19 protein-coding genes are annotated in these 22,374 nt (G+C 38.2%); 13 read left to right on the top strand and 6 right to left on the bottom strand.

The genetic code is table 11. The annotated features are described in order from the left end of the window. The first annotated feature begins 140 nt into the window (after nucleotides 1–140). Nucleotides 141–704 carry an NUDIX hydrolase gene (locus AsFPU1_RS16260; RefSeq protein WP_124972943.1) on the top strand — a complete coding sequence of 188 codons (564 nt, stop codon included), beginning with the start codon at nucleotides 141–143 and terminating at the stop codon, nucleotides 702–704. A 23-nt stretch (nucleotides 705–727) separates the two neighbouring features. Continuing rightward, the gene (locus tag AsFPU1_RS16255) at nucleotides 728–952 is read left to right on the top strand and encodes a hypothetical protein (protein WP_124972941.1); all 225 of its coding nucleotides are present in this window, start codon (nucleotides 728–730) and stop codon (nucleotides 950–952) included. 37 nt (nucleotides 953–989) lie between these two features. Here the strand turns inward: AsFPU1_RS16255 and AsFPU1_RS16250 are convergent, their stop codons facing one another. Further along, a complete protein-coding gene (locus AsFPU1_RS16250) occupies nucleotides 990–1,223 on the bottom strand; it encodes a hypothetical protein (RefSeq protein ID WP_124972939.1) in 234 nt (77 codons plus the stop codon). Further along, on the bottom strand, nucleotides 1,204–1,482 hold the full coding sequence (locus AsFPU1_RS16245; RefSeq protein WP_124972937.1) for a BrnT family toxin: 279 nt from the start codon (nucleotides 1,480–1,482) through the stop codon (nucleotides 1,204–1,206). Before AsFPU1_RS16245 ends, AsFPU1_RS16250 begins: the two co-directional genes overlap by 20 nt. 121 nt (nucleotides 1,483–1,603) lie before the next feature. Here AsFPU1_RS16245 and AsFPU1_RS16240 point away from each other — a divergent pair, with 121 nt between their 5' ends. Together AsFPU1_RS16240 and AsFPU1_RS16235 are read left to right on the top strand one after the other, a co-directional pair. After that, nucleotides 1,604–3,874, top strand: coding sequence for a hypothetical protein (locus AsFPU1_RS16240; RefSeq protein ID WP_124972935.1), 2,271 nt, complete (start codon nucleotides 1,604–1,606; stop codon nucleotides 3,872–3,874). A 72-nt stretch (nucleotides 3,875–3,946) separates the two neighbouring features. Next, nucleotides 3,947–4,114, top strand: a complete 168-nt coding sequence (locus tag AsFPU1_RS16235) for an antitoxin family protein (RefSeq protein WP_124972933.1) — start codon at nucleotides 3,947–3,949, stop codon at nucleotides 4,112–4,114. Between the two features lie 207 nt (nucleotides 4,115–4,321). Here AsFPU1_RS16235 and AsFPU1_RS16230 read toward each other — a convergent pair whose 3' ends face one another. Both AsFPU1_RS16230 and AsFPU1_RS16225 read right to left on the bottom strand, forming a co-directional pair. Beyond that, nucleotides 4,322–6,889 (bottom strand): DUF3769 domain-containing protein, encoded by a 2,568-nt coding sequence (locus AsFPU1_RS16230; protein WP_125061138.1) that lies wholly within the window; start codon nucleotides 6,887–6,889, stop codon nucleotides 4,322–4,324. A gap of 130 nt (nucleotides 6,890–7,019) precedes the next feature. Then, nucleotides 7,020–7,136 carry a photosystem II reaction center protein I gene (locus AsFPU1_RS16225; RefSeq protein ID WP_124977015.1) on the bottom strand — a complete coding sequence of 39 codons (117 nt, stop codon included), beginning with the start codon at nucleotides 7,134–7,136 and terminating at the stop codon, nucleotides 7,020–7,022. Nucleotides 7,137–7,396: 260 nt separating this feature from the next. Here AsFPU1_RS16225 and petC point away from each other — a divergent pair, with 260 nt between their 5' ends. The 9 genes from petC (at nucleotide 7,397) to AsFPU1_RS16180 (ending at nucleotide 13,461) form a co-directional block, all read left to right on the top strand. Further along, nucleotides 7,397–7,936: a cytochrome b6-f complex iron-sulfur subunit gene (gene petC, locus AsFPU1_RS16220; protein ID WP_124977018.1), complete on the top strand. Its 540-nt coding sequence runs from the start codon at nucleotides 7,397–7,399 to the stop codon at nucleotides 7,934–7,936. Nucleotides 7,937–8,056: 120 nt separating this feature from the next. Continuing rightward, entirely contained in the window at nucleotides 8,057–9,046 is a 990-nt protein-coding gene (gene petA, locus AsFPU1_RS16215) for a cytochrome f (protein ID WP_124977020.1), read from the top strand. A gap of 316 nt (nucleotides 9,047–9,362) precedes the next feature. After that, on the top strand, nucleotides 9,363–9,698 hold the full coding sequence (locus AsFPU1_RS16210) for a cation:proton antiporter subunit C (RefSeq protein ID WP_124977022.1): 336 nt from the start codon (nucleotides 9,363–9,365) through the stop codon (nucleotides 9,696–9,698). Further along, entirely contained in the window at nucleotides 9,695–11,131 is a 1,437-nt protein-coding gene (locus AsFPU1_RS16205) for a cation:proton antiporter (RefSeq protein ID WP_124977024.1), read from the top strand. Before AsFPU1_RS16210 ends, AsFPU1_RS16205 begins: the two co-directional genes overlap by 4 nt. After that, nucleotides 11,128–11,517 carry a Na+/H+ antiporter subunit E gene (locus AsFPU1_RS16200; RefSeq protein ID WP_124977027.1) on the top strand — a complete coding sequence of 130 codons (390 nt, stop codon included), beginning with the start codon at nucleotides 11,128–11,130 and terminating at the stop codon, nucleotides 11,515–11,517. The genes AsFPU1_RS16205 and AsFPU1_RS16200 overlap by 4 nt, the downstream gene beginning before the upstream one ends. Further along, nucleotides 11,514–11,765, top strand: coding sequence for a hypothetical protein (locus tag AsFPU1_RS16195; protein WP_124977029.1), 252 nt, complete (start codon nucleotides 11,514–11,516; stop codon nucleotides 11,763–11,765). Before AsFPU1_RS16200 ends, AsFPU1_RS16195 begins: the two co-directional genes overlap by 4 nt. Before the next feature lie 205 nt (nucleotides 11,766–11,970). Continuing rightward, nucleotides 11,971–12,249 carry a monovalent cation/H(+) antiporter subunit G gene (locus AsFPU1_RS16190; protein ID WP_124977031.1) on the top strand — a complete coding sequence of 93 codons (279 nt, stop codon included), beginning with the start codon at nucleotides 11,971–11,973 and terminating at the stop codon, nucleotides 12,247–12,249. After that, on the top strand, nucleotides 12,242–12,802 hold the full coding sequence (locus tag AsFPU1_RS16185) for a DUF4040 domain-containing protein (protein ID WP_124977033.1): 561 nt from the start codon (nucleotides 12,242–12,244) through the stop codon (nucleotides 12,800–12,802). The genes AsFPU1_RS16190 and AsFPU1_RS16185 overlap by 8 nt, the downstream gene beginning before the upstream one ends. Next, nucleotides 12,799–13,461 (top strand): Na(+)/H(+) antiporter subunit B, encoded by a 663-nt coding sequence (locus AsFPU1_RS16180; protein ID WP_124977035.1) that lies wholly within the window; start codon nucleotides 12,799–12,801, stop codon nucleotides 13,459–13,461. Before AsFPU1_RS16185 ends, AsFPU1_RS16180 begins: the two co-directional genes overlap by 4 nt. 332 nt (nucleotides 13,462–13,793) lie before the next feature. Here AsFPU1_RS16180 and AsFPU1_RS16175 read toward each other — a convergent pair whose 3' ends face one another. Together AsFPU1_RS16175 and AsFPU1_RS16170 are read right to left on the bottom strand one after the other, a co-directional pair. Next, nucleotides 13,794–21,641 carry an Ig-like domain-containing protein gene (locus AsFPU1_RS16175; protein ID WP_125061137.1) on the bottom strand — a complete coding sequence of 2,616 codons (7,848 nt, stop codon included), beginning with the start codon at nucleotides 21,639–21,641 and terminating at the stop codon, nucleotides 13,794–13,796. A 60-nt stretch (nucleotides 21,642–21,701) separates the two neighbouring features. Continuing rightward, on the bottom strand, nucleotides 21,702–22,310 hold the full coding sequence (locus tag AsFPU1_RS16170) for a cohesin domain-containing protein (protein ID WP_124974585.1): 609 nt from the start codon (nucleotides 22,308–22,310) through the stop codon (nucleotides 21,702–21,704). Nucleotides 22,311–22,374 lie beyond the last annotated feature (64 nt).

Raw genomic sequence — 22,374 nt, 5'->3', positions numbered from 1 at the left:
AGATTAAACGTCGCCATCACTTTATGGTCAATTTACTTTAGCTAGGATCAATTGACAACGCCTCACTCCGTTTTCTGATAAGCTTCAGGGTTTGATTAGACCGATTTATTATTTTACCTTATACTGTATCTTTTCTAACAATGAACTTTGAAACTAATCTCAAAAAGTGGAAAATTCTTAAGTCTAAGTTTGTCATTAATAATCAATGGTGTCAAGTTCGACAAGATCAAGTTGAGTTACCTGATGGAACGGTTATTGATGATTATTTTGTCAATGTTCGTCCTGACATTGCTTTAATTTTACCGATTACTCCTGATAATGAGATTGTTTTTGTTTGTCAATATCGTCATGGAATACAAGATATTTTATTGGAACTTCCAGCAGGGACTTTTGATCCAAAAGTTGAGGATAGTTTAAGTGCAGCTAAACGAGAGTTAGAGGAAGAAACAGGTTATATTGCTCAGGAATTAATTTTTATGACAACGATTTATGATAATCCAGTCAAAGATGATAATAAGATTCATATTTATTTAGGTTTAAATGTTACGAATACAGGTCATAAACATTTAGATATTACGGAAGAAATAGAAGTAGTTTTAGTTCCTATAAATGATGTTATTAGTCAAATTATGTCTGGTAAAATTTGTGTGGCGGGAACTATTGCAACAATTTTTATGGGGTTGGAATTTTTGAGCAAGCGTTAATTAATTTGTGGAATGTCAAGACTATGAACAATACACCCAATTCTGAAACTAACCAAAACTTAGAAGAAGACCTACTTTCTGAATATAATTTTGATTATACTAAGGCTCATCCTAATCGTTTTGCTACTCAAATAAATGAAACTAAAATAACTGTTACTTTAGAATCAGATGTGGCCAAAGTTTTCAAGACTTCTGAAGATGTGAACAAAGCACTCCGAGCGATAATATCTGCTATTCCTCAACAATAAATATTAGGGCTTAATGATATTAAGCATCTGGTTAGATTCAGTGCTGTTGTTGTCTAACATAAGCATCTACTAAATTACGAATCATAGTTTGATATGAAGCATTATTAAGTTTAGCTTCCTGTTGAAAAAATTCAATACTTTCTTTGGTAAATTCCATTGTTACCAGTACAGTATTCTTTTTGGGAATTAACTGCTCTGGTGGTGGTAAAAAATCTTCTACAATTGTCACATTACCAATCGGTTCTGCGGGATCAGGGGTTGTGTTCTTCATAGAATTTCCTCCATTTGCGCCATTGAGAAGCCCCAAATATACGAATCACTTCACCACGATAAGTAAAACGCACCGTTAAAACACGATCTTTTACTTTGCCAATACAAAACCAACGTTCCTCTGAGTCGCTATGTTTGGCATCATGGACAATCAAACGATGTGGATCAAAAAAGGCATATTGAGCAGTTTCAAAGTCCACGCCATGTTTAGCTTTATTGTCAGCTTCTCTTTGACTATCCCAATCGAAAGTGATACTCATATTATTCTACCATATAAATTATAATTTATGCCCATTTAACAATAATTTTAAATCCTTGCTCTTAGCCATATACTATAATAATATTTAAACTAAAGCTAAACAATCAAACATTTTATTAATTATGAACCTAGATGATTTATCCCGTATCAAAAATTCATTATTCTTACCTAAATTATACTTTATCGAATTAGAAAAAGGTTTACCTGGAGGATTATTACCCGATCAAGAAGAAAGTGATGTTATCACGTTTATCGGGTATCAGAAGAAACCAGTCACTCCTTTAATACCTCTGAATTCTGTTTTGCTTGACTATTTCACCCCAGGAGTATTAGTCAAGCAGATTAAATTTAAAATGCAAAATAGCGGACAAGTTCGTCTCATTTTAGATTTACCTCTGACTGGTGTTGATCTAAAACAAAAATCTTATACATTGTATAAAGACTATGACCTAAAAGAAGAAAATTGTCTAGGAGAACAATTACCTGTATTACAACTTTGGCCTAATTTTCGAGCCGACAAATGGCAGGACTATTATGTGTTTTATTATGATTCAGAATTAGGAATTAGAACTTTTGATGTAAGTGTTTATAATGATAAAGATTCTTGCGACTTTAAGTTAGGATTTGGCAAATATACAATCATCCGTTTAGAAGACTTTCCTACTCATATTAATTGTGTTGATAGTCAAAGAAACCCCATAGGAATAATTCTCTTGAAATCTCCTAACATAATACGCCCTCATAAAAAGTGTAAAATAGGGGTAGATTTTAATACAAAATTTACCAATATTTATATTCAGCATAATAATAGTTATCCTGAACCTTTAAAACTTAAAAATTTACAGCTTCAGATAACAACGGTTGCATCATTTACGCTCTTAAATGCTTTATTTGAAAACTTCATACCTGAAAATTTTATACCTCAAGATAAACCACAAATAGACAGTGTTTTAACCACTCTAGGAGCTAATCCAAATCATAACTATAAACTTCCTATTTTTGATGGAAGAATGTATATTCCTAATAATAAAACATTTAAACCACAGGAAGAACATATAAAAACTAATCTATCTTGGACATCATCAAACAGAGAATATGTTGAATTATTTCTTAAACATTTAGCCTTACATATTAGTGCTTTAGTAGTAGAACAAGAAATCGAAGAAATTCAATGGTGTATATCTTATCCATCAACTTTTGACAAGAAAACTAAAAGAACATATGCTAAATTATGGCAAGATATTACTCAAGAATTAAAAGTAACAACAGGAATTAAACATATTTGTCCTGATTATAAAGATACTGATCATTATCGCTCAGAAAGTGTAGCCTTTGCTCAATATTTTAATGGCAGAGAACGAGAAGATTTGATTTATACATCCTGTATTTATTTCTTAGAGTCTACTTCAGATATTTCTGTTTGGGACAGTGGAAAACAAATTTATCAATACACAATAGATTTTGGTGTAAAAGATTTATTGCATGAGATTTTACAAGAAAATCCTAGATTTATCAAAGACAGATTAAAATATAATTTTGGAGGTTGGGACAATTTACATACATACGCATTTAATACTAAGTTAGATTTGTGGTTACGTCTGGAAAGTGAAAATTGGCTAAAAAAAGAAAGAGAACAAATAGCAGATGAAGAAGACATGAGAGGATTAATAACAATAATGTCTATTGGAGTTGCTGGATTATATTATTATATTGGCATTGTGCTTAAGGTACTACATCAACAAGGAATATATGAACGAGGAAAAACCACACCTGTCTATATTGGTGGTAGAGGTTCTCATCTATTAAACTGGTTAGATGACCGAGGAGAATTTTCTCATGATTCGGAAATTAATAAAATATTCAGTCGCTTATTAATTAAGAGTTCAGGATTTAATGATTATCCTCAAGATACCCATTTAAGTAAATATATTGGCGATGAAATTGCTTGTGGATTAGTATTAAATGATACAAGTATTAAGGGAATTAGTGAAACAGAACAAAATTATTTTATTCCAGGAGAAAATTGTTTAATTAATGGACAGAAAATTGATGCTTATTCTCGTATTAAACAACAGAATGAACAAGAAATAAATGACTTTAAAATTCCTAAATTGATAGAAATACCTGAGTTTCTCTATGAATTTCATAAAGTATTGAAGGAGTTAAATATTGAGGAAATTTCCGCTTTAAAAGACTACAAAACGAGTCCAGATACTAAAGATAATTCTGAACTGTGGAAGAGAACACAGCGTGCTTTAGAGGATATCTTAATCAAAGAAATGAAAGGAAAATCTGAAGAAATTCGCTTTGAACCGCCGTTTATTTTAGGATTAAAAACTTTATTAAGAGTCTTAGCTAAAGATTGGGCAAAATCTTCATCTAGTAAAAAATAGTTTATATTATTTACAATTGAGATATAAATGCTATATAATATAATTAGGTGTAATTGGAACTTAAATAACAAGATGTTACAAACAATTTTAGCAACAGTAAGACAAGGAAAAATTGAACCTTTAGAACCTATTGAACTTCCCGAAGGAACAAAAGTTATAGTAACTTTATTACCGGAATCGGAGAGGGAATTTTGGACAGAAATCAGTCAAATGTCCTTAAATACTGTTATTGTTAGTTAATCAGAGTTTTTACGACTAACCCTATTAACACACTTTGGGGTCTGTTTGTGGCGTTCGCTTCTAATTTTGTAATATAAATTAACATAGTGCTGCTTATTTATGTCCGACTACTTAGAACTTTAGAACCTATTCATAATTCATAATTCATAATTCATAATTCATAATTCATAATTCATAATTCATAATTCATAATTCATAATTCATAATTTATCGAGGAATCCCTTGAATTACAGGACGAATACCAGTTCCATCAAAGGGACCAGGATTACCACCCCAGTTAAAATCACTAATGCGTAAACTAATAGATCCTACTTTGAGAACCGTATTATAACGCAAGAGAATACTATAAGTACGACGACTATATTCTAAGAATAAATCGGTGTTAATTTCCTCATCTGTATCAATATTATAAGCACTTTGTACACCAAATCGTACTGGCCCATAAAGTTGTTGAGTCAATCCCCAAGATATGACTTTAAGATCGGCAAAACGATCAAACAGAAAAGGAGAAGGATCACCCCGTAAAGCTTGGCTAAAAGTGAGATTAAACCCTGTATAATCAAAAAATGGACGGGAAAAATTACCAAATTGACCTAATAAGCCAAGACTGCCTGAGATAGAGGGTTGAGAACTACCATTGCCATAGATACTACCTACCGCAGTGACACCAGTAGAAAACTGTAAAAAGGGTTGGACAGGAGTTGAAGTATATTTAAGTCCCTCCTCTGGGGTTGGGGGAAGGGTTTCACCCACCCAAAGCCAAAACCCCCGACTCAAAGAGGCCGCCCCTTGAGAACGAAATAAAGTAACACGATTATTATCTCTATTAGGACTTAATAAACTCGCCCGATCTGTATCAGCATTCACATTCTGAAAAGACGCTTGATAACTTAATTGTAATCCTGAATCTTGTAAATAAATAGGGGGAGAAACTATAATCGCACCCACACTATTTCGTACTGTTTGAAAGCCCAAAGAACCATTAAATAACCGTTCTCGATAGTTATATTCAAACCGTAGATCGTGGGGACGGTCAAGATCTCCGATGCGATGCTGGACAAAAGTTTTAGCCCGAAAAGCATCTTCAAAATCGCTCAACTCCAGAGTGCTTAAGGAAGTACGAGCAAAAAAGCTAGTTCGTTCGTTAAATGAGGCCTCTAACTGACTGGTAAATCCAAAAGTAGGAGGACTCACCGGATCAATATCGTCCTTATTTGTCTCAAATAAATCAGTATTAGAGTCATCAGTGGTTATACTGTCAGGAAAAATGCCTTTTTGTATGTAATATTGAGGCTTAATTTCCCAACTGACTGGAAGCGTATCAATAACCTTAAAACCCCGTTCAACAAATAATCCCCCGCGATCGCGATCATCATAACCAAAAGACACTACTCCTGGTTGGCGATCGCGTCTATCTAAAATCAATCTATCTTGAGTGGGAAAAGAATTTTCTTGATCAAGTACCACTCGTGAATTGGTTAGTTTAACTTCATCGACTAAAGGGGCAATATTGCGATAAGTGGCCGTTTCTGCTTTAATTTCTAACTCAGGGGGAGAAAAAGGATCATTAGTTAAACGAGCATTAGTGGCACGCCATCCATCTGCATCAAACTCCATTCGTTCCGCTTGGAAGCGAATACGGTTAATTTGTCCCCCTTTAGGTGGAGCAGAAGTACCTGGAAGTTGGGGGATAGGGCCTCCTGGTTGAGAGTCTTCCCCAATGCCAAAAGAAGTGCCAAAACTTACCCCTTGAGTAGTTACAATGCGTTGTAGGGGCTGATTATTAGCCAATCGTTCGTTTAGGGTTAAATTAGGAATGCGTCCGGTTTCCGTATCATTGGGTAAAATTGGGGCAAAATCTCTGCCCGTAGTGGGTTGATAAATTTCCCCATTAGCATTAAAAATTACTCCACTATCTTGCACAAAAAAATACTCAAACCTTTCCCCTCGTAGGATTTGCTCCCCTCGTTCTAAAACGACTTTACCCTCAGCCACCGCAAATTGATCCGGAAGATTGACCCGCAGACGATCAGCTAAAAGTACCCCATTAGCAAAGCGCATGACCACATTTCCCTCAGCATAGACCACCTTTTGCACAGAATCGTACTCTTGACGGTCGGCAATTAATTCCACAATGCCTACATTTTGTTCAGGGGTTGGGGTTCCCTCAGACGGGGTGGGAGTGTCAGGAAAAATCTCAAACTGTCTTTGAGAAACTTGAGACGGTGACTTAATATCCGTTGGAGGGGCCGAAAGAATAAATTGACGTGCTTTACCCCCTCGTTTTCGGGCAACAAGACGATGAGATTGATTAGGATTAGCAATTTTAGCCTGAGTTAGTCCTAGAATCACTTCAGAAGCAGAATTTGACCCTTCTGATGACACAGATTGAGAGGGATCAACCCCCTCTGACTGCAAAGGAGGTATAGCAGGGGAATTATTTTGAGAAGATCCCCCGACAGAAATAGGATTACCCAGTAAATTAGCCGTTCCGTCCCCTGATGGTGGTAGAGGGGATAAAGTCGGATTAGGAATTTCTTGAGGATTAGACAAATAAAACTCAACAACGGCTGGTGCAGGAGCATTATCCTGAGTCGTTGATTGACTAAGTAAAAGTGGCTCTTTGACCCCAGAAGGCATCTGAGAGATCAAAGTATAGGGGTTCATCCATAATGATGGCCCCCCAATAAACGTCCCTAAAACATCTTGAGGAAGTTTAGAGACGACAAGTTGAATTTGAGCAGGTGGACTAGGTGGTGGAACGAATGGGGGCATCTTTTAGATAAAAATCAGGCTCGAAGGTTTAATGGCTACCTGTAGCGTGACTCAGTAGATAAAGTCGGGGACGAGCCGTATCTCGCTCCGGTCGTTTTACTCACCCAAGTTAACACAAGCTGATTTGACCTTACTCGAAGTCTTTCCGTCCAGGGTTACGGGTAGGATCGCTCGATAGTAAGCCAAAAATAAACAGAGACAGGAAGAAACCGACCACAATATAGACAACGATTTTGAGTGTTAGCATTTTATTGAATCTCCTTATCAGGGTAGACCCCAGTCATAGGTTAAAAGTTCTCGTTTGCTTACTTTATCGCATTTTGGCATCGAAACCAATCTCTCAAATTTAACTGAATTTTGTTAACGAATTTCTGCCATAATTTAACATGATCCGCAATATAAAAATCGAAAAACGTTGCAATTATACTCTTTCGATTCCCAATAAACCAATGACTTCTGGGGTGATTTCAGAAGAATTGACCAACCTAGACCCATAAACGATTAGTTATGACTCAAGTATCTGGTTCCGATGTTCCTGATATGGGGCGTCGCCAATTCATGAATTTACTCACCTTTGGTACGATTACCGGAGTAGCGGCCGGTGCTTTGTATCCCGTGGTGAAATATTTTATCCCTCCTTCTAGTGGGGGTGCTGGTGGTGGTGTCACCGCTAAAGATGCTCTCGGTAATGATGTGATTGTCAGTGAATTTTTGAATAGTCACAGTGCTGGCGATCGCGTTCTGGCTCAAGGTTTAAAAGGAGATCCCACCTACTTAGTGGTTCAAGGGGATAAAACCTTGTCTAACTACGGAATTAACGCAGTTTGTACTCACTTAGGCTGTGTGGTTCCTTGGAACGCTAGTGAAGAAAAATTTATCTGTCCCTGTCACGGTTCTCAGTATAACGGTGAGGGTAAAGTGGTTCGCGGGCCCGCACCTTTATCTCTGGCCCTTGCTCATGCTGAGGTAACAGATAGTGATAAAGTTGTTTTTACTACCTGGACAGAAACCGATTTCCGTACCGATGAAAACCCCTGGTGGTCATAATTGGTCATGCGGTACACTGCCGTTGTACGGCAGTGCCTGGGCGTAACTCGCATTGCGCGAGTCAATTTCCTCCATCCTTCGTGATTGTCACCTTTAATATTTACATAGTTTGACTTAGCAATGAGAACATCCGATTTTTCGGCAATTTGGTCAACAGGAAAGCAAATTCTAGGACGGACACTTTTGATAGGTTTTGCCACGCTTGCTGTTTTCCTTTTCAATGGGTTTGCTGCCCCTCAAAGCGCAGCCGCTTATCCTTTTTGGGCCCAACAAACTGCTCCAGAAACCCCACGGGAAGCGACGGGAAGAATTGTTTGTGCTAACTGTCATTTAGCGGCTAAACCTTCTGAAGTAGAGATTCCTCAGTCGGTTCTCCCTGATACAGTGTTTGAAGCTGTGGTTAAAGTTCCCTACGACCTCAATGCTCAACAAGTTTTAGGAGATGGGTCTAAAGGGGGTCTGAATGTGGGGGCTGTCCTCATGTTACCTGAAGGCTTCAAAATTGCCCCTCCTGAGCGTATTTCTGAAGAACTGCAAGAAAAAATCGAAGGTCTGTATTTCCAAACCTATCGAGAAGATCAAGAGAATGTGGTTATTGTTGGCCCTTTACCTGGAGATCAATATCAAGAAATTGTTTTTCCAGTTTTGTCTCCTAACCCCGCTACCGATAAAAATGCTAAATTTGGCAAATATTCGGTTCATTTAGGGGCTAATCGTGGCCGTGGTCAGCTATATCCTACTGGAGAACTAAGCAATAATAATGCTTTCAAAGCGTCTCAACCTGGAACCATTACGGCTATTAGTGAACAAGAAGAGGGCGGTTATACTGTCACCATTACGACTTCTGATAATCAAGAAGTGGTCGACACAATCCCACCTGGTCCTGAATTAATTATCGCTGAAGGTCAATCTGTTCAAGCTGGAGATTTCCTCACCAGTAACCCCAATGTGGGCGGTTTCGGACAAAAAGATACGGAAGTTGTCTTACAAAGTCCTGGCCGCATCAAGGGCTTAATTGTCTTCTTGGCTGGTATTATGTTAGCCCAAATTCTGTTAGTTATTAAGAAGAAACAGATCGAACGGGTTCAAGCGGCTGAAATGAACTTTTAAGTTCCTTTTTCCCTAAATTTAAAACATTGCAGACAGGTGTTTTCCTGTCTGTTTTTTTATGCTTAACCAAACTTGTGGTGATAAAAAAAACTTATACATCTATCAATTATTTATTATCCATTAGCACAAAGGGGTTGACGAAACCTAGTCTTTAATTGTAAAGTGGTATAGAGATTAAATTATGGTTTAATTTAAAAAAATAGATATAACTCTATGAACAACTGGTGAAAAATGTGATTGATGGCTTGGACACTGTGGAAATCAAATCCCTCAAACACATACAAGAAAACTAAAGTTTTAATTTACTAAAAATATCGTGTTAGAATCATTCATTTTTGCCACCATATTGATCGGATTTTTCGGCATCATCTTTAAACAAAATCTGGTAATGAAAATTGTATCAATGGATGTTATGAGTACAGGAGTAATTTCCTATTATGTGTTATTGGCTTCAAAAAATGGTTTATTTACTCCCATTATTGGTAACAAAGACAATATTTCTTATGCCGATCCTGTGCCTCAATCGGTCATTTTAACCGCCATTGTTATTGGTTTATCGATTCAATCTTTAATGTTAGTCGGAGCTATGAAATTAGCTAAGAATAATCCTACTTTAGAAACCCGTGAAATCGAGAAAAATAACACACCATGAATACCCTAACTATTATCTGGATAGCAATCCCTTTTTTTATTGGATTTAATATTTATTTACTCCCACAATTTGACCGTTACCTGGCTTTAGGAGTATGTATTATTTCGGGGGTATATGCTTTACAAATCTTTAACTATTCATCTCCTATAAACCTAAATTTATTAGATAATTTTGGGGTAATTTTAGTTGCTGATCGCCTGAGCAGTTTTTTCATTTTAACCAATTCAATAGTCACAGCAGCCGTCATTTTTTACTGTTGGAATCTTGAAAAAACAGCATTTTTTTATACTCAACTGATCATCTTACATGGCAGTGTTAACGCAGTTTTTGTTTGTGCTGATTTCATTAGTTTATATGTTGCTTTAGAAGTGATTGGTATTGCGGCTTTTCTGCTTATTGCCTATCCTCGCAGCGATCGCTCTATTTGGGTTGCCCTGCGTTATTTATTTGTTAGTAACACAGCCATGTTATTTTATCTGGTGGGAGCAATATTAGTCTATCAGACTCATCATTCCTTTGGGTTTGCAGGACTTAAAGGATCACCACCAGAAGCGATCGCGCTCATTTTTTTGGGACTTTTAACCAAAGGGGGCATTTTTATATCAGGTTTGTGGCTACCTCTAACCCATTCTGAAGCGGAAACCCCCGTCTCTGCCATGTTATCAGGGGTGGTGGTGAAAGCCGGGGTATTTCCCCTTGTCCGTTGTGCTTTGATGATAGAAGAACTTGACCCGATCATTCGTCTTTTTGGCATGGGAACAGCCCTTTTAGGAGTAGGTTATGCCATCTTTGAAAAAGATAGTAAACGGATGTTAGCCTTTCACACCGTTTCCCAGTTAGGGTTTATCCTTGCAGCACCAAAAGTGGGAGGCTTTTATGCCTTGACTCACGGGTTAGTCAAATCGGCTTTATTTCTCATTTCCGGGGTATTACCCAGTCGTAACTTAAAGGAACTCAAAGATCAGCCTATAAATACCCCGATTTGGATCGCCTTAGTAGTTGCCAGTTTATCCATTTCTGGTTTTCCTTTATTATCGGGTTTTGGTGCCAAAGTATTAACCATGAAAAATATTTTATCTTGGCAAGAGATCGGTATGAACTTAGCAGCTTTTGGCACAGCTATTTCCTTTGCAAAATTCTTTTTTTTACCCCATGATTCCCAAACTGGAAAAGCAAAGGTTCAATCAGGATTTTGGGCAGCTATGGCTCTGCTTTTAGGTGGTTTAGTGGTGGCTAATGTCTTCTATACCCAAGCTTATACGGTTACGAATAGCATTAAACCCTTAGCTACGATTTTCTTGGGATGGGTAGCTTATTTCTTAATTTTTCAACGATCTATTATCAAGTTGCCCCGTGTGATCGAACAGTTTGAACATTTGATCGGAGGTATGAGTCTGATGTTAATTCTACTCTTTTGGATGGTGTTCTCATGATTGGCTATTTAGACTTAATTTTACGCCTGACTATCTGGTTTTTGTTAACCTCTGATCTCAGTTTGGCTAATATTATTATTGGGGTCATTATCGCCTTTTTGTTGCCCCGTAAACTTACCTCCCCAGGGAGGTTAAAAGATTGGTTAAAGGCTTTATTTGAAGTCTTAATCGCCATTCCTCAAGCCTATTTTGAAGCATTTCAAATCATGTTTCGTCCCCATGATGAGGAAGTAGTGACAATGGAAAGAGTTAAACCTCAACGAAGTCCTGGCTTGATCTTTTTAGATATCTTTTTAATTACCTTTACCCCAAAAACCATTGTCTTGAAATATCACGAAGCAGGATGGTATGAAGTCCACCGTATTGAACCGAGGAAAAAGCCATGAACTGGATACTAATCACCATGATTTTCGCTTTACTTATACCCATTTATGAAGCTTGGCAAGATGAGGATATTTGGCAAAAAATGTTAGCTTTTGCCAGCATTGCCACAAAAACATCGGTGCTGATTTTGGTTATCTCTGTCCTACGAGATGATTGGATGATCGGTGTGGTAGGAGTGATTATCCTCAGTGTAGGTAATGCCTCTTTAATGTTATTAGCGCAAATTTTAAAACGGATGAAAAATGTCTAGTAAGTACACGAAATTAATTTTACAAATAATGGACTTTAACTCTAAAGAGTTAAGCTATACAAACAAAGGTTGCCTACGCAACCTAGAATTTAGTCCGCGAAGGCGGACTTTGTTTATATAGCATAAGGCTTTAGCCTTTTATTCATTATTAATTTAGCCAATAATATTAAGTCCCTACACACAGATAAAAAACAAAAACAACGATATGATCAATTTTTTAAGTTATGCTTTGATTAGTTTAGGAATCGTCTTCTGGTTTTGGGGAACTTGGCCCCTAATAGGCGATCGCTCAGTATTATTTAAACTCCATACTCTCTCTGTGGCTGATACCTTGGGTTCAATGAGTATTATGGTGGGATTACTGCTAAAAATCCCCAGTGAATGGCCCTTGCTCATTTTAGCCCTAATTTCCTTAGCCATTTGGAACACAGTCTTAGGGTACGTATTAGCTTATTGTTCTAGTAGTGAGGCCAATCATGAATGATATCTACGTCTATGTCATAGCTGCCTTATTACCGTTATCTGCTGCTTTGGTGGTTTTACAAGTCAACCCTTACCATGCTTTAGTCATTCGTGGCATTTTAGGGGCATTGGCCGCCTTAACTTATACTATGTTTGGGGCAGCAGATGTGGCTTTAACGGAAGCATTAGTGGGAACCATGTTAGCTATTACTCTTTACGGAGTGGCAGTGCGTTCATCAATGGTTATGCGTCTGGGAATAGTTGAAAATCAGACAACAGAAGCAGATAAAACCAATTTTCAAAAATTGATCGATGGTTTGAGAACTGTCTTAAATAAACATCATCTACGCTTAGAATTAGTTTCTTATGCTGATCAACAAGACTTACAGCAAGCATTACTAAATCAGGAAATTCATGGCACTTGTGAACCCGATTTAGAAAGCGATCGCAACTTAACAGAACAACCCTATCACACTGTTACTAGGGTTCAACGTCTTTATGAGATCATGAAACCGGAAATTTCCTCATCGGTAACTCGTTTTACTTATCTTGATACTAAGGAGAAACAGTCATGAAATGGGTTTATCTTGTGGCAGGAATCGCCTTTTATGTAAAAATGCTGGTAGTTCCTAATCCTGGGGTGGAGTTACCCGATTTTTCAATTGTAGAAACTATAGTGCAAGAGACTGGTATTCCCAATGCAGTATCAGGCATTATTTTGAGAAATCGCCTCTATGACACAATTTTTGAGGTAGTTGTGTTTACAATTGCTATTATGGGGGCTCGTTTTTTATTAGCCAATGATAAACCCCTAACTCTGATTTATCAATTTAATGACCAACCTTCTATCGTCTTAGCAAGACTAGGGGCGACCATTTCGGCTTTGGTGAGTATTGAACTAGCCATTAGGGGGCATCTTAGTCCTGGTGGGGGGTTCGCGGCCGGAGTGGCCGGAGGAACTGCCATCGGACTGATTGCCATTACCTCACCTTCAGAATGGATGCAAGGCATTTATCAACGTTGGAATGCGGCCGCTTGGGAGAAGATTTCAGTGCTGGTTTTTATTGTACTATCAGTTATTACTTTAACTGGATTAGAATTACCTCATGGAGAATTGGGCGCATTGTTCAGTGGTGGGATGATCCCCTTACTGAATATCTTAGTTGCTATCAAAGTCGCCTTGGGATCTTGGGCGGTTATTTTAGTGTTTATTCGTTATCGGGGGTTATTATAGGTCGGTATTTTTGAGCAAAATTTTGCTTGACTAGGTTGACTTGACATGATATTATATAGATAATGGAGAATATGTGCGCCTGTAGGGTGCTGTTAGAAAACACAAATAAAGACAATTAAAACAATAGATTATCAACACCATGCCATGGCCAAATCAGAGAATAAATGTAGGGGCATGGCAATGATAACCTGTTGATAAAACCAAAATTTTCAAAATGCCATGCCCAAATCAAAATAATTGACATAAATAGTGAATAGTTAAGTGACTTGCGCTCCAGGTTCAGCAATACTGCCATTGATAGTATTTCCGACAGTTAAAGGAATAGTGGTAAATTATGGCTCATTGAGTCGGAAACTGTAGTTAACAGGGTTACTAGCATTAGTTCCTTCAACCGTAACTAAATAAGTACCATTGCGACGAAGAATTATCTCCCCGTCAAAATCAAGGGTCTTAGAGGTGAAAATTTTACCATCAGGACGGTAGAAAACGATCGAACCATCTCCGGTAGTCCCTAAACTATCCAGGAATAGGGTTTGATTCTTGGTTCCGGTAAATTGGTATAAGGCAGTTGATGTACCAGGGTTGAGAGTTTGAGTAATGGTAGTATCGAAGGGGAGATTCTGCGCAGTTGCCCCCTCTAACAAACGGAAACTATAAGCCCCTGTGGTTGCATCACTGCTGTCTAGACGTATTTGATAAGTGCCACTTTCGATTAAAGTAATGGGAGCGCGATTACCATTGGAATCTTGGAAGCTAAAGAGGGATGCACCACTAGGACTGAGTAAACTAGCATCAATAAAGGAGTTACCTGTCAATCCATCGTAATAGAGACGTTGGCCTGCATTGGCAGTGAAGGTAAAGATATCAATTTCCCCTGGTTCACTAATATTGCCGTTGACGGTTTCTCCTAGGTTAATGGCCGTTGTGCTAGTTTCAGGTGTTACCATCTCAAAACTGTAACTGATTGAGGTATTATTAGAGCCAGCAGCCACTAAGAAGTAAGTACCATCAGATGTCAGGGTGATTTCTCTATCGGACGTAAGATTTGTGGAGTTAAGGACTTGATTGTTAGGTCCGTAGACGATGAAAGAACCGCCAGATTGAGTGCCTAAACCATCAAAGAATAGTCTTTGTCCCGCAGTTCCCGTAAACTTGAAGACATCGGTTTGCTGTCCAGGATTGAGCGTACCATTGGTGACAGTATCAAATGCCAGATTACTAGCACTATTCAAGTCTAACAGACGGAAATTGTAAGCTCCTATATTGCCAGTCAGCCGTAGTTGATAGGTTCCTGCTTCAGTTAAAGTAAAGGGATTGCTATCAGAAGATGTCGAACTGTTAAAGAAGACATTATTACGAGTGGGACTAAATAATTTAATATTATGTTCTAAGTTACTATCAAGTCCATCGAAATAGAGACGTTGACCCACCGTTCCCGTAAAGGTGTAAATGTCTGTTTCACCCAGTTTACTCAAGTTACTGCTGACGGTTTCGCCAAGGGTTAGTGGATTGTTGATAGTCTCAAAATGAGTCAGACGGAAACTGTAGTTAATGGTCTCAACGCTTGAGCCTCGTACCGCTAATAGATAGGTTCCATCTGTAGGTAGGGTGAAATAACCATCAAAGCCACTAGTTCGAGAAGCAATGAATTGACCATTCGGTCCGTAAACGACAATAGAACCGCCAAATTGAGTGCCTAAACCATCCAAGAATAATCGTTGTCCTGCAGTTCCGGTAAACTCGAACAAGTCAGTTTCCCGTCCAGGATTGAGAGTACCATTGGTGACAGTATCAACAGCGAGATCAGTTACATCATTCAAGTCTAACAGGCGGAAACTGTAGTTAATGGTCTCAACGCTTGAGCCTTGTACCGCTAATAGATAGGTTCCATCTGTAGGTAGGGTGAAATCACTATCAAAAATAGTTTTAAAAGTAATCAATTGATTATTTGGCTCGTATATAGAGTAGGAAGCTGAAGTATCCCCTAAAACATCTAAGAATAATCGCTGATTCGCCGTTCCTTTAAAGGTAAAGATATCTGTCTGTTTTTTAGGATCAAGTGTTCTGGTAATTGTTGTATCTAAGGTGAGAACTTCAGCATCCGCAAGATTTAATAAGCGGAAGCTATAGTCTCCTGTATTACCAGTAATTCTCAATTGATAGTTCCCGACTTCAGTTAGGGTAAAGGGACTACTATCAGAAGATGTAGATGTTCTAAAGAAGGCATTATTACCAGTGGGACTCAATAAGTTCGCTATAGTAGTAAAGTTACTATCTAAGCCATTGAAATAGAGACGTTGTCCTGCATTAGCAGTGAAGGTAAAGATATCGAGTTCCCCTCGTTCACTAATATTGCCGTTGACGGTTTCTCCTAAGTTAATGGCCGTTGTGCTGGTTTGAGGTGTCACCATCTCGAAACTGTAACTGACTGAGGTATTATTAGACCCAGCAGCCAGTAAGAAATAAGTACCATCAGATGTCAGGGTGATGTCCATATCCGACGTAAGATTTGTGGAGTTAATTAATTGATTGTTAGGCCCGTAGACGATGAAAGAACCGCCAGATTGAGTGCCTAAACCATCCAAGAATAATCGTTGTCCTGCAGTTCCGGTAAACTCGAACAAGTCAGTTTCCCGTCCAGGATTGAGAGTACCATTGGTGACAGTATCAAATGCCAGATTACTAGCACTATTCAAGTCTAACAGACGGAAATTGTAAGCTCCTATATTGCCAGTCAGCCGTAGTTGATAGGTTCCTGCTTCAGTTAAAGTAAAGGGATTACTATCAGAAGATGTTGAAGTGCTAAACAAGGCATTATTACCAAAGGGATTGATTAAGCGAGCCGAAATACCTGAGTTACTATCGAGTCCATCAAAAAATAGTCGTTGTCCAGAGGTTCCCGTAAAGGTGTAAATGTTTTGTTCTCCAGGTTCACCCAAATTACCGTTAACTGTAGCACCAAAGTTTAACGCCTCAGTGATATCAATTCTTACCGTTAGAACGGAAGATAAACTACTGGTATTTCCTGCCACATCAGTCGCTGTTGCTGTGAAATGATAACTGCCATAGGCTAAAGTTTCTAAGGTAAATTCAGCTAATCCTAGCTCATTTGCTATGGTTTCTCTTATTTCTATGCCATTTTGGAATAATTTAACCGTACTTCCTGCTTCTGCCGTTATTTGTAGAGTCGGTGTTATATCCTTGGTTAAATTATCGGTATTACTGACCCCTGTATCACTACTCGCCACTAAATCTAGAATCGGTGCTTCTGGTGGCGTTGGTACAGTTGCTGAATTAAAGAGTCGGAAACGGTAGTTAACAGGGTTACTAGCATTAGTTCCTTCAACCGCAACTAAATAAGTACCATTGCCAGGAAGAATTATCTCCCCGTCAAAATCAAGGGTCTTAGAGGTGAAAATTTTACCATCAGGACGGTAGAAAACAATCGAACCATCTCCGGTAGTCCCTAAACTATCCAGGAATAGGGTTTGATTCTTGGTTCCGGTAAATTGGTATAAGGCAGTTGATGTACCAGGGTTGAGAGTTTGAGTAATGGTAGTATCGAAGGGGAGATTCTGCGCAGTTGCCCCCTCTAACAAACGGAAACTATAAGCCCCTGTGGTTGCATCACTGCTGTCTAGACGTATTTGATAAGTGCCACTTTCGATTAAAGTAATGGGAGCGCGATTACCATTGGAATCTTGGAAGCTAAAGAGGGATGCACCACTAGGACTGAGTAAACTAGCATCAATAAAGGAGTTACCTGTCAATCCATCGTAATAGAGACGTTGGCCTGCATTGGCAGTGAAGGTAAAGATATCAATTTCCCCTGGTTCACTAATATTGCCGTTGACGGTTTCTCCTAGGTTAATGGCCGTTGTGCTAGTTTCAGGTGTTACCATCTCAAAACTGTAACTGATTGAGGTATTATTAGAGCCAGCAGCCACTAAGAAGTAAGTACCATCAGATGTCAGGGTGATTTCTCTATCGGACGTAAGATTTGTGGAGTTAAGGACTTGATTGTTAGGTCCGTAGACGATGAAAGAACCGCCAGATTGAGTGCCTAAACCATCAAAGAATAGTCTTTGTCCCGCAGTTCCCGTAAACTTGAAGACATCGGTTTGCTGTCCAGGATTGAGCGTACCATTGGTGACAGTATCAAATGCCAGATTACTAGCACTATTCAAGTCTAACAGACGGAAATTGTAAGCTCCTATATTGCCAGTCAGCCGTAGTTGATAGGTTCCTGCTTCAGTTAAAGTAAAGGGATTGCTATCAGAAGATGTCGAACTGTTAAAGAAGACATTATTACGAGTGGGACTAAATAACTGAGCATTAGTTGCAAAGTTACTATCTAAGCCATCAAAATAGAGACGTTGACCCACTGTTCCCGTAAAGGTGTAGATGTCTGTTTCACCCAGTTCACTCAAGTCACTGCTGACGGTTTCGCCAAGGGTTAGTCGATTGCTGATAGTCTCAGAATTAATCAGACGGAAACTGTAGTTAATGGTATTAACGCTTGAGCGGCTTTGTACCGCTAATAGATAGGTTCCATCTGTAGGTAGGGTGAAATCACGATCAAAGCCAATAGTTTGAGAAGTAATGAATTGATTATTCGTATCGTAAACGACAATAGAACCGCCAAATTGAGTGCCTAAACCATCCAAGAATAATCGTTGTCTTGCTGTTCCTGTAAAGCTGTAAATGTCTGTTTCTCCCACTTCACTCAAGTTACTGCTAACGGTTTCTCCTATAGTTAAAGGATTCACCATATTAAACGATACCTCAGACACTTGGAAACTATAGTCAACAGGGAAGTTATCAAAATAAGTACCTTGTACGAATAAGGCATAAATGCCATCCCCGTTTATGGTGTATTCTCGGTCAAGGTCAATTCGTTGAGAACCAAAGAACCGATTATTGGGTTGATAAAGGATAAAAGAACCCCTAGAATCTGTTCCTAAACCATCGATCAGAATCTTCTGTCCTGCTTGTAGATTGAGTTGATAGAGGTCGGTTTCCTTGCTAGGATCGAGACTACCGTTGACGGTTGACCCTAAAGTGATATCTGTTGCGTTTGCTAAATCTAACAGTCGGAAACTGAAATTTCCTGTACTACTAAATTCTTCATCAATAATTAACACGTAAGTTCCCGTTTCTATGAGACTAAAGGGATTACTATTAAAATTAGTTAATTTGCCAAACAGAGAAACTTCTGAACCACTGGGACTAATTAAAGTAGCCTTAAAGCTAACGTTAGTATCGAGTCCGTCAAAAATCAATCCTTGTCCTGCGGTTCCCGTGAAAGCATAGCGAATTTGATCCCCTGGGTTGTCAATTGAACCATTGACTGTATTACCTATTGTCAGGGTTGCCTCGGTAATATCGACCGTTTCTAGGCGGAAACCATACTCGTTCAAATTTTGTGCTATCAAAACATTTTGTGCTATCAAAACATAGGTACCGTTTTGAGATAGAGTAATAGAGTAATCACCAAAAGCAGAAAAACTGACCAATTCATTATTTGGCCCGTAGAGATAGTAGTTAGGGCCGTCAAACGACTCGTAAAGATCATTAAAGAACAATCGCTGATTAGCCGTTCCCTCAAAGGTAAAGACATCTACGTCTTGTACAGAATCAATGGTTTGGGTAATCGTTGTATCTAAGGTGAGAACTTCAGCATCTGCGAGATCTAATAAGCGGAAACGGTAACCCACCATCTCATCATCCTCATCATACTCATAACCATAAACAACAGAAATTTTCAGTTGATAGGTTCCTGCTTCAGTTAAAGTAAAGGGAGGAATATCAGAAGATGTCGAAGTATCAAATGAGACACCATTACCACTGGGAGACAATAAATTACCATTAAGGATAACGTAACTCTCTAAGTTCTGAAAGTAGAGTCGCTGTCCTACCGTACCTGTAAAGGTGTAAATTCTCGTATCTATCGGGTAATATAAACTATCATCAACCGTTTCTCCCAAAGTTAAGGGGCTACTCCTGATTAGGGTTTCGGGATTGTAGATACCGAAAGAATACTCTACATCAGTTTCATAACCTGTTGCTGTCAGTACATAAATTCCATGTGTGCTGGTGTCAAAATAGGTGCTAATGTTTCTATTAAGGACAAGTTGTTGATTATTTGGCCCGTATATAGTGTAGTAAATGTTGGAAGCATCCTCTGAAACGTCCAAGAATAATCGCTGATTCGCCGTTGCTTCAAAGCTATAAAAATTCACATATGATTGTTCAGAGAAAGTAACCTCGCCGCCATAGCCACCTTCTTCCAAGTTTAAGGGAATCTTAATAGTTCGAGGATCAACGATACGGAAACTGTAATTTACAGGAGTATTATTATAACCAGAATCCTGTACTGCTAATAAATAAGTGCCTGTTGCCTTTACATTCAAAGGGTTATTATAAATCAGATCAATTCTAATAATCTGTTGATTACTTGGCCCATAAATAGAGATAGAACTATTATATTCAATCCCGAAGCCATCGAAAAATAGTAGTTGTCCTGCTGTTGCTGTAAACTGGTATAGGTCTGTTTCTCGTGCTGAATCAAGCGTTGTTTTAACCGTAGTATTCAGAGTAAGATTGGTCGCATCTGCTAAATCTAGCAGTCGGAAATTATAATCTCCTGTATTGCCAAATCCTTCTACAATCAGTTGATAAGTTCCTGCTTCGAGCAAACTGAAAGGACTGCTATCAGAACTGGTAGAAATATTAAACAGAGAAACGTTTGTACCAAAAGGACTGATTAGGCGAGCCAAAATACTTGAGTTAGTATCGAGTCCATCAAAGAATAGTCGTTGTCCAGGGGTTCCCGTAAAGGTGTAAATGTCTTGTTCTCCAGGTTCACCCAAATTACCATTAACTGTAGCACCAAAGTTTAAAGCTTCTGTGGTGGTATTAATTCCTACCGTTAGAACGGAAGATAAACTACTGGTATTTCCTGCCACATCAGTCGCTGTTGCTGTGAAATTATAACTAGCATCAACTAAAGTCTCTACAGTAAATTCAGCTAATCCTAGCTCATTTGCTATGATTTCTCCTATTTCTGTGCCATTTTGGAATAATTTAACCGTACTTCCTGCTTCGGCTGTTATTTGTAGAGTCGGTGTTGTATCCTTGGTTAAATTATCTGTATTACTAACCCCCGTATCACTACTCGTCACTAAATCTAGAATCGGTGCTTCTGGTGGCGTTGTATCCCTTGCTTCAATGCGTCTGAAACTTCGATTCGCTTCAATAGTATTACCCGCATTATCTATTGCTTGAATCGTAAAATTATTATCTCCCAGTTCTAATTCAATTCCACTAAACTCGAATTCTCCTAAGTCATTGCTAATAGTTTTCTTGTCCGTTCCTACCAAAGAAACTGTCGTATTAGCGGATGTTGAACCTATCAGTGTTACTACTTCTAGAGTTGTTTCTCCATCTCCCAATGGTTCAGAATCAGAGGCAGCAGCTAAAGCCAAATTTGGTAAATTAGGAGCCGTTTTATCTAGAGTAAAAGTAATATCAAAAAAACTATTATTTCCCCATTGATCTTTGGCGGTTAACTGTAATGTATGTTCTCCCTCACTTAAGGGATTATTATTATTAATTCTTTCTAATTGACCAGGGGTAATAGAAAAAGTGCCATCAGCATTTAATAATCCTCTAATATTGATAAAATCATTAATCTCTGTATTATCAAATCCCGCCCGTAAACTGGTAATTTGACTGCTATCTGTTACCGTTCCTGTAATGGTAGCATCAGCCGTAATTTTATCTGTATTTAATCCAGTATCATTCAATAAACCAACATTAAGAACTGGTGCTAAGTGATCTGTATTGCTATTAATTTTCCGTTGTAACAGAACAATGTCAGCCCCACTAATTCTACCATCCAAATTAAAATCTCTAGGATCATTGGGCCCCATTAAGGGATCTCGACGGGTTTGATTTAATAAATTAGCATCTGCTTGATCAACATCTTCATCTCTATCCACATCTCCTTGAAAAACAAAAGGAGTTAGTACCGGAATTTCTGAATCTAAAGGAATCAATTCTGGGATAGAATTTCCTAAACCTCCCGCAGAATTAGGTAATATTTCCAAGATATTATTATTGTTTATTCCCAATGGATGAGAATTATCTAAAGGCAAATTAGTATTTAAAATTTCCATTTTATTTTACAACCCCAAAATGGTATATATTTCTATTAATCTAGTTTTTACTCTGTTTATTTACTTAAACAATTGGGCTTTTTTAAATACAATTCTGCTTAAAAACATCAACCCCAAAAATCCTAAATTAAGGGAAGGTTCAGGGATTTTCGTTACCGCAGAATTAACCCTAACAGAACTGTCTGTAACAGAGTTAATTGTTAACGGAGCTAGTTGACTATCTAAAATCTCTGTTATACTGATATTTAAGGCACTATTCCCTACCCCTATCCCCTTAAATGAGAGAGTTGCTAAAGTAAAACTTCCCAGTTGTAAAGTGTCTAAATCAGTATCTGAATCTCCTGAAGCTTCCCAAATACTAACTACTCCGTTTCCAGGAATTGTAATTGGTGAAGTTCCCAAGTTATTTAAGTTTAATTGATTTCCAAAAATGGCATTATTAAACGATAAAATACTTGGATTAAAATTGATATCTAAATCATAAAAAGATAAAGATGGTGGTACTTTATTTCCTAAATCTGAAATGACGACAGCAACAGTCACATTTTGGCCAACCGTAATATTGGTCGAAGATGGAATTAATTGCAAAGAAACTGCTTGAGCAATTTGTCCCATCAAAACAGTCGGTAAAGATGCCAATACTAACCCTACACCCCAATTTTTACCCATAAAAATTCCTGGCGACATTAAATGTACTTAATTATTAGGTTTTCTGAATAAGTTTCATAGTACA

Origin of the sequence: Aphanothece sacrum FPU1 (assembly GCF_003864295.1) — a bacterium.
Lineage (GTDB): Bacteria > Cyanobacteriota > Cyanobacteriia > Cyanobacteriales > Microcystaceae > Aphanothece_B > Aphanothece_B sacrum.
The sequence above is the reverse complement of the archived record's forward strand: the minus strand, read 5'-3'. Positions and strand labels throughout refer to the sequence as shown.

Bases quoted from the DNA above. Each gene is read 5' to 3' on its own strand.
- AsFPU1_RS16195 (WP_124977029.1), top strand. From the start codon at position 11,514: ATGAACTGGATACTAATCACCATGATTTTCGCTTTACTTATACCCATT.
- AsFPU1_RS16205 (WP_124977024.1), top strand. From the start codon at position 9,695: ATGAATACCCTAACTATTATCTGGATAGCAATCCCTTTTTTTATTGGA.
- AsFPU1_RS16235 (WP_124972933.1), top strand. From the start codon at position 3,947: ATGTTACAAACAATTTTAGCAACAGTAAGACAAGGAAAAATTGAACCT.
- petC (WP_124977018.1), top strand. From the start codon at position 7,397: ATGACTCAAGTATCTGGTTCCGATGTTCCTGATATGGGGCGTCGCCAA.
- AsFPU1_RS16200 (WP_124977027.1), top strand. From the start codon at position 11,128: ATGATTGGCTATTTAGACTTAATTTTACGCCTGACTATCTGGTTTTTG.
- AsFPU1_RS16170 (WP_124974585.1), bottom strand. From the start codon at position 22,310: ATGGGTAAAAATTGGGGTGTAGGGTTAGTATTGGCATCTTTACCGACT.
- AsFPU1_RS16225 (WP_124977015.1), bottom strand. From the start codon at position 7,136: ATGCTAACACTCAAAATCGTTGTCTATATTGTGGTCGGTTTCTTCCTG.
- AsFPU1_RS16245 (WP_124972937.1), bottom strand. From the start codon at position 1,482: ATGAGTATCACTTTCGATTGGGATAGTCAAAGAGAAGCTGACAATAAA.
- AsFPU1_RS16180 (WP_124977035.1), top strand. From the start codon at position 12,799: ATGAAATGGGTTTATCTTGTGGCAGGAATCGCCTTTTATGTAAAAATG.
- AsFPU1_RS16185 (WP_124977033.1), top strand. From the start codon at position 12,242: ATGAATGATATCTACGTCTATGTCATAGCTGCCTTATTACCGTTATCT.
- AsFPU1_RS16175 (WP_125061137.1), bottom strand. From the start codon at position 21,641: ATGGAAATTTTAAATACTAATTTGCCTTTAGATAATTCTCATCCATTG.
- AsFPU1_RS16250 (WP_124972939.1), bottom strand. From the start codon at position 1,223: ATGAAGAACACAACCCCTGATCCCGCAGAACCGATTGGTAATGTGACA.
- AsFPU1_RS16190 (WP_124977031.1), top strand. From the start codon at position 11,971: ATGATCAATTTTTTAAGTTATGCTTTGATTAGTTTAGGAATCGTCTTC.
- AsFPU1_RS16240 (WP_124972935.1), top strand. From the start codon at position 1,604: ATGAACCTAGATGATTTATCCCGTATCAAAAATTCATTATTCTTACCT.
- AsFPU1_RS16255 (WP_124972941.1), top strand. From the start codon at position 728: ATGAACAATACACCCAATTCTGAAACTAACCAAAACTTAGAAGAAGAC.
- AsFPU1_RS16230 (WP_125061138.1), bottom strand. From the start codon at position 6,889: ATGCCCCCATTCGTTCCACCACCTAGTCCACCTGCTCAAATTCAACTT.
- petA (WP_124977020.1), top strand. From the start codon at position 8,057: ATGAGAACATCCGATTTTTCGGCAATTTGGTCAACAGGAAAGCAAATT.
- AsFPU1_RS16260 (WP_124972943.1), top strand. From the start codon at position 141: ATGAACTTTGAAACTAATCTCAAAAAGTGGAAAATTCTTAAGTCTAAG.